The sequence below is a fragment of the Oenococcus alcoholitolerans genome, from assembly GCF_051852995.1.
Classification (GTDB): domain Bacteria; phylum Bacillota; class Bacilli; order Lactobacillales; family Lactobacillaceae; genus Oenococcus; species Oenococcus alcoholitolerans.
Genome location: NZ_CP176040.1, coordinates 24924 through 32644, shown reverse-complemented (window position 1 = coordinate 32644; position 7721 = coordinate 24924). Strand labels below are relative to the sequence as shown.

The following is a 7721-nucleotide window of genomic DNA, read 5'->3' as shown; positions in this document are numbered from 1 at the left end:
CCCTCTTTTTTCAATACCTATATCCTATCTATCTTGGATGTAAGCTAGTTCCTGAGACAACTTTTAAGAGAGGGTATAATAAGTCAATCTTCTCTTAAAAGAAAGCCTCATTAAAAAAATTCCACAAGAACTCCTTGACGAATCGATGATGCTGGTTAAAAGAGCAATTGGTGGTGCTGTCCAAGATATATCAAAAAAGGTAGCATTAAACTCTAAAATAACTGAAGAAATTAACGTCTATTTAAACCGGAAGCATTCTGAAGAATGATATTTAAGCTCTAAAATAAGGAACTATAATCTTCAAATAATTCCTACAAGAGCAAGCATAAAATCGTTGCTTACTCTTATAGTGTTTCATCAACATAATCATTTTTGAAATTCCGTGCTGCTTTCTTATAAATATTAGTTGCTTTCCAAAATGCATGCCTTTATCTACTTGTTGCCCATAAATTAGTATGTTTTAACAAACATAATCGTCCAAATCCATTTACATGGACTAAATTTATGTATTTTTTCTGAAATTTTCATTTCCCTTTTTTATTAGTTTTGAAATTTAATAAAGGGTCTGTATCTTAACAGCTTGGCCAACTTTTATCATCAAAGTACTAGAAACATTGATCTTATCTATTTCGATTCTATTATATTCTGGTTATATTAAATTATGAAGCCTAAGCGCCAAGCGGTCGCATATAATAAACGAGTGTGTAACTTAAAAGCGGGGGAAGGACTGTTTTTATGTTGGAGCTGTCGTTTGAAAAAGAAGTTGTTAAAACCTTAACGACTGGAAGCAATCAATGGGTGGAACGCAAAGACCTGTATGGTGCGACACCGGAACAATTATGGGCTAATTTCCGTGATAAATTAAATAACAATAACTATGCTAAATTGCAGGGACACCCCTTAACGGATACTGAATTTAATCAAGTTAAACGGGCAATTGAAGTCCGAACACCTTACCAAGCAGCTAAATTACTAGCCGCCGAAAATGGCATTGGCAAAGTTGAAGTTGAACGTGACGATGCTAAGCTGGGCACGGTTACATTAGAGTTGTTTTGGAAAGCCGACGTCGCTGGTGGTAAGTCCAGTTATGAAGTGGTCCGCCAAGCAGTGCGACCTAAGTTAGCTGGTAGTCAAGATGTCGAGCCTGATCGCCGCTTTGACATAACCCTATTAATTAATGGGTTACCCTTAATTCAATTGGAACTAAAAAAAGCCACGGTCGAACTTAACCAGGCGTTTAATCAAATTGAAAAATACGCACAGGAAGGTAAATATACGGGGATTTACTCACTGCTGCAAATGTTTGTGATTATGACGCCGGATAGTACGGCGTATTTTGCAAATGCCGAACCGGATCACTTCAATAAAGCTTTTTTGTTTAATTGGCGAACGCGGGATAATAACTCCGTGGAAAACGGCTTAGCCTTCACACGCCAGGTTCTTAATATTCCCATGGCCCACAAAATGGTCAGTGAATATACGGTCATCGACCAAGAGCGGCAAAGCTTAATTCTCTTACGGCCTTACCAGATTTATGCCATTGAAGCCGTGATGCGCCGAATTCACGATCATCAAGATGGCTTTGTTTGGCATACCACGGGTTCTGGCAAAACGCTTACCTCATATAAAACCGCTAAATTAGCTGCGCAAGATCCCGGTGTCGATAAGGTCATCTTCTTAGTTGACCGGCGGGATTTAGATGAACAGACAACTAGCAACTTTAGCGCCTATGCCGCCAATGACGATATCGCCATTAACGAAGCACAAAATACCGGAGATTTAATGCGTAAGTTACAACAAAATGATGGTAAGGTCTTGGTCACCTCGATTCAAAAACTCCATCGGGCGGTCAAAAAAACGCAAGCCCAACTATTAACCGGCAAGCAATCCCGTTTTAGTAAGACCTTAAAGCAACGGGTGATCTTCTTTGTTGATGAGGCCCACCGGTCGCAGTTTGGTAAGATGCAAAAAGAAATTCGCACAGCGTTTGTCAATAGTAACTGGTACGGTTACACCGGTACTCCCATCTTTAACGAAAACAAAAAACAGCTCAAGGGTGATCTAGCGGTTACGACCGAGGAGCTATTTGGCAAAGTCTGTCATGTTTATAACTTACGAGACGCCTTAGAAGATCAAGCCGTGTTGCCGTTTAACGTGGAACACGTGACAACGATTGGTAAAGACGCTTTAATAACCCGGGCCCTAAAAAAAGAAACCCAGCGCGTCAAAGCGCGTCGTGATCAACAAGGCCGCCTGTTGAGTACGGCTGATGAAGCAAAAATTCAAGCCAAGATTCAAGCGATGTCAGTCAAGGACTTGGAAGAAACATATTTAACTCCGGCTGACTTTGAGACCGATGAACATATCAATCAAGTTGTTCAATATATTTTACAAAAAGGCCCGCGTAAAACCAGCTTAGGTCATGGCAACTACAATGCGATTTTGACCACCAGCTCGATTGAAATGGCACAACGCTATTATCAAGCCTTTAAGGTCGCGAAAAAGACTACTCACAATCAACTGGATCCTGATTGGCCCCGCATTGCCATTACTTATTCATTAAGTGAAAACGAAGATCAGAGTGCGCAAAAACATGACCAAATGGCCACCATTTTAAAAGATTATAATCAGCAGTATCACACTAATTTTGGCTTAGCCGATTTGAATCTCTATAACGAAGATGTCGCAAAACGATCCGCCCGGCGGGAGGCGGTCTTTGCTCATTTGAAAGCCGATCAGGAAATTAATTTAGTGATTGTCGTCCGCCGTTTATTAACGGGTTTTGATGCCCCTCGGCTAAACACGCTCTTTGTTGACCGCACCTTAGCCTATCAAGAACTTATTCAAGCCTACTCACGCACCAACCGGCTCCAAAACCGGGAATTAAAACAAGAGGGTCAAATTGTGACCTTTCGACTGCCGGCAACTATGGAAGCTAATGAACGTGAGGCTTACAAGCTATATAGTGGTGAGGGCTCCTTTGATGTCATCATTCGTCCCACTTATCAGCAGGCCGTCTTAAAATTTCAAAAGGCTGTGGTGGATTTAAAAACCATTGCCCCGACGCCAACGGCGGCCGATGACCTGAAAGGAACCACGGCCAAGGTGCAATTTGTGAAAGCCTTTCGTCAAGTCAACCAGCAATTAAACTCGCTATCGATGTATAACGATTTTACTTGGAAAAATAGTGACAAGACTTTTGGTCTTGTTCAACCAGAAGTAGAATCCTATACGGGTAAATACCTGCGAATTAAAGCAGCGGTCACCGACCAAGAACCTGAAAAAGTCCCCGAAGAATTAGCGGCTTTAGATTTTTCTTTAGCCGTTGGCTCAGTCGTCTTGGTGGACTATGATTATTTGACGCAATTAATTCAAGACTGGATTGATGAGCAGCAACGGTACACGACACCTGATCAAGCCCAAGCGCATATGACAGATTACTTGCAAAACAGTGCCAAAGTCCAGGCTAGTTTAAATAAATTAGCGGAAACACAACCGCAACAGGCCCAGTTAATTCGCGAAGCTATGCCTTATATTGAGCAACAAATGCAACATTCTCAGCAACAGAGTGATCAAAATCAAGCGCCAGTAGCGTTGAACGCTCGGGAGTTGGTGGCTGATTACGCACAAAAACAATTGGTTAAAAAAACGACGACCTTTGCCCACACCTGGGGCTTAGATCAAGCAGCCCTATTGCGAGTGGCGCGTGAACACACCGTGGGGACTGATAAATGGCATCATGAACAAGAATTAACGCAGTCAGCGAATTTAGCAGCGGCCTTACAAGCTCAAACTGCCGCTGGACCGAAGATTCCAGCTGTTTTGCCACTATACCGGATTAAGTCCCAGGCCGCTTGGCGGCAGTTTATTGAACACGATTTAGCAATCTATTTACAAAAATAAGTGAGGTTAAACAATGTCAGAAAAAAACACCCAAGCTAGTCAGCTTGAAAGCGCCCTATGGAATGCGGCCGATGTCTTGCGCGGAAAAATGGACGCTTCCGAATACAAAAATTATTTATTAGGATTAATTTTTTATCGGTTTCTATCCGAGAAAACCTTAACGACCTTTAGTGAATGGGCGGGTGAAACCGAAAATGTCACCCAAAAATATGCTCAATATATGGATCCTCAATTTAAGTTGGAAGGTGTGCCGATGCAGCCCAGTTTAGTTGAGTATTTGCAAAACACACTCGGCTATTTAATTCAACCCCAGGCCTTGTATACCACCCTGATTGGCAAAATTCAAGCCCATACTTTTGCGTTAGATGATTTATCCCAAGCACTTCATGATCTGGAACAGTCGACGCAAAATCTGTCGTCAGCACAAGACTTTTCGGGCTTGTTTGCCGATGTGGATCTGAGTAGTAATAAACTAGGCAGTTCTTTACAGCAACGGAACCAAACCATTAGTGATACTATGTTGGCTTTAAATGCAATTGATCTCGTTCATCATCAAGGCGACGTCCTAGGTGACGCCTATGAATACTTAATTGCGCAATTTGCCAGTGATTCTGGTAAGAAAGCGGGAGAATTTTATACCCCGCGGCAGGTGTCCGACATTATTGCCCAGATTGTGACTTATCAACGTAATGCGGGTGACAAACAAGTGCGGACTATCTACGATCCAGCGGTAGGTTCTGGTTCGCTATTGTTAAATGTCGGGCAGCACGTACAAAATCCCAGTTTAGTGAGTTATCACGGTCAAGAATTAAACACCACAACCTATAACCTGGCCCGAATGAACTTAATGTTACATGGCGTCTCGTATGACGATATGCACTTACGCAATGGCGACACGTTAAGTAAAGATTGGCCGGTTGACGAACCTTACTTATTTGATGCGGTCGTCATGAACCCACCCTACTCGGCACACTGGGATAACAGCGACAAACGTTTGTCTGATCCCCGCTTCCGCGACTATGGCGTCTTACCACCTAAATCTAAAGCCGACTTTGCCTTTCTGCTGCACGGCTTTTATCATTTACAAGAACACGGGACTATGGGCATTGTCTTACCCCATGGCGTGTTATTTCGGGGGGCTAAGGAAGGCAAAATTCGCCAAAAGCTTCTAATGGATAACCGGATTGATGCCATTATTGGACTACCCGCCAATATCTTTCATTCCACTGGTATTCCGACCTTGATCATGATTTTAAAGAAACACAAAACCACTGATGACGTCTTGTTTATTGATGCGTCCCGGGAATTTGAAAAGGACAAGAATCAAAATAAGCTAACGGCAGCCAATATTCAAAAAATTGTGACCACTTATCAAAACCGGCAAGATGTCGATAAATATGCCCATGTTGCTTCGATGGCGGAAATCAGGGAGAATGACTACAACTTAAATATTCCGCGTTATGTCGATACGTTTGAACCGGAACCCGAGATCGATCTGGATCAAGTTAAAACTGATCTAAAGCAACTGGATGAGGAAATCAGTCAGAATGAACAAGCCTTTAATGAATTAGCTAGCCAGTTAGTGGCCACTCACGTTAATGACCAGTCAAAACCGGAGGACCACTAATGAATGCTAAACAAGCTAAATATCCGCAATTAAGATTCAAAGATTTCACTGACCCTTGGGAACAGCGTAAGGTAGGTGAGTTGTACAAAGTTACAAGAGGCCAAGTCCTTGCGACAAGCAAGACAACTCCTGAGAAAGTTGGAAAGAATCAGTATCCCGTATATTCCTCGCAGACAAAAAATGATGGATTGATGGGATATTACTCGGACTATCTTTTTGATACCGCAATAACTTGGACTACAGATGGTGCTAACGCAGGAACCGTTAACTTTAGACCCGGGAAATTTTATAGTACAAACGTTAATGGCGTTCTTCTATCCGCTGATGGTCTGGCTAATAAAGCAATGGCCGAGAATCTCAACAGATCTGCATGGAAATGGGTTTCACACGTTGGAAATCCCAAGTTGATGAATAATGTTATGAGTGAAATATCGGTCATGATCCCCGTAAATTTGTCTGAACAAGAGAAAATTTCTAAGTTCTTGATGATGATTGACAACACTATCACTCTTCATCAGCGTAAGTTAGCTAAGCTTAAGGAACTTAAACAGGGCTATTTGCAAAAAATGTTCCCAAAGAATGGTAGCAAGTTCCCGCAATTAAGATTTGCAGGGTTTGCTGACGCTTGGAAAGAGCGTAAGTTAGAATCATTTACTTTACTAATAACTAAACAAACAGGATTTGATTATTCTGCAACAATAAAACCCGCTCTTGTAAATAAATCAGAAGGCAATGTATATCCATTTATTCAAAATAAAAATTTTTCTGGTTTTAAAATTAATATGAATACAGATTTCTATATACCCATAGAAGTGGCAAATAAATTTCCTAGAATAACATTAGATCAACCTTCTTTGTTAGTGACAATCTCAGGGAATATTGGAAACGTCGGGTTATATAATAGTGATGAAAAAGCATTTGTTGGAGGAGCTGTAGGAATATGTAAATTAAATAATCTAATTGAAGGAGAATTTATACTATATGAACTAGAGTCCGATTTTGGGCAGAGACAATTTAAAAGATCTACAAAATCATCTTCACATGCAAATATTACTGTTGAAATGATAAAAAATATTGATATTTTAATACCAAAAAATGAATTAGAACAAAAAAAAATTGGCTCATTTTTCAAACAACTAGATGACACTATCGCTCTTCATCAGCGTAAGCTTGAAAAACTCCAAGAACTCAAAAAAGGGTATCTACAAAAGATGTTTTGCTGATTACAAAACACACTATACGTCTCGTAACCTTGAAAATGCGAGTAAAGGTATATATTAAACGTGATTAAATTAAACGATATATTATCAATTGAAGATCTATCTGATTTCCGTATTCGTTTTGTTTTATCTTGGGGACAAGATACTGAACAAAATCCGCTAGAGAGATATAGGAATAACCCTGATGATCCTATTAGACATTATCTTTGGCGAGGGAATAAATCGACAGGTTTCAAGGTTGGTACGAAGGTCATTGGTCTGATTCGCCTGTCTGGCGATAACTGGTTGTTAACTCACGTTTTAGAAATAACTCAGGTCAAAGAAGTGTCTGAAAGTATGGCATTACCAAGTATTGATGATCAGCTTCATTACTGGTACGATGCTCGTCCCTTAGAAGCTTTCGAAAAGTACTTTGGTCGTGTAATTGTAAACTTTCACAACACGTCGCAAAATTTAATTAGACTTCCAGAAACCATTATCGATCAAATGGAAGTGGTTGAAATTTTAAGTAATCGCTTTTCTGAACGTGATTTTCCAGGATATGCTAACGTGACAGTGAGTTGGTCGCAACTGCATCAAATTATTTCACGTAACAATCGTGAATGGCGCACAGCTTTACAGAATCAAAAAGGCATCTACTTAATAACTGATACTAAATCAGGTAAGCAATATGTCGGATCTGCTTATGGAGCTAACATGATCTGGGGGCGTTGGCAGGACTATGTTTTGACCGGTCATGGTGGTAATGAAGAATTTAAGAAATTATCCTTTGAGTATATTAAGCAGTACTTCCAATATTCAATTCTGGAAATTGCGGATGGCAAATCATCAGATAAATATATTTTTGAAAGAGAAAACTGGTGGAAACAAGCCTTGTTAAGTCGTAAATTCGGATACAATCTCAATTAACAAAACATGTTCGTATAGGGTCCATATTTAACAAATTGCTCTTCAAAAATCTTGTTAAAATA

At 40.4% G+C, this 7721-nt stretch carries 4 protein-coding genes; all 4 read left to right on the top strand.

The genetic code is table 11. The features are described from left to right. The first annotated feature begins 735 nt into the window (after positions 1-735). The 4 genes from ACKP2L_RS00480 to ACKP2L_RS00465 are packed head-to-tail and all read left to right on the top strand — an operon-like array spanning position 736 to position 7659. Positions 736-3903, top strand: coding sequence for a type I restriction endonuclease subunit R (locus ACKP2L_RS00480; protein ID WP_439424658.1), 3168 nt, complete (start codon positions 736-738; stop codon positions 3901-3903). A gap of 13 nt (positions 3904-3916) precedes the next feature. After that, the gene (locus ACKP2L_RS00475) at positions 3917-5530 is read left to right on the top strand and encodes a type I restriction-modification system subunit M (RefSeq protein ID WP_439424657.1); all 1614 of its coding nucleotides are present in this window, start codon (positions 3917-3919) and stop codon (positions 5528-5530) included. Beyond that, on the top strand, positions 5530-6753 hold the full coding sequence (locus tag ACKP2L_RS00470) for a restriction endonuclease subunit S (protein ID WP_439424656.1): 1224 nt from the start codon (positions 5530-5532) through the stop codon (positions 6751-6753). The genes ACKP2L_RS00475 and ACKP2L_RS00470 overlap by 1 nt, the downstream gene beginning before the upstream one ends. A gap of 60 nt (positions 6754-6813) precedes the next feature. After that, positions 6814-7659, top strand: a complete 846-nt coding sequence (locus tag ACKP2L_RS00465) for a GIY-YIG nuclease family protein (protein ID WP_439424655.1) — start codon at positions 6814-6816, stop codon at positions 7657-7659. Positions 7660-7721: the final 62 nt, after the last annotated feature.

Bases quoted from the DNA above. Each gene is read 5' to 3' on its own strand.
- ACKP2L_RS00480 (WP_439424658.1), top strand. From the start codon at position 736: ATGTTGGAGCTGTCGTTTGAAAAAGAAGTTGTTAAAACCTTAACGACT.
- ACKP2L_RS00475 (WP_439424657.1), top strand. From the start codon at position 3,917: ATGTCAGAAAAAAACACCCAAGCTAGTCAGCTTGAAAGCGCCCTATGG.
- ACKP2L_RS00470 (WP_439424656.1), top strand. From the start codon at position 5,530: ATGAATGCTAAACAAGCTAAATATCCGCAATTAAGATTCAAAGATTTC.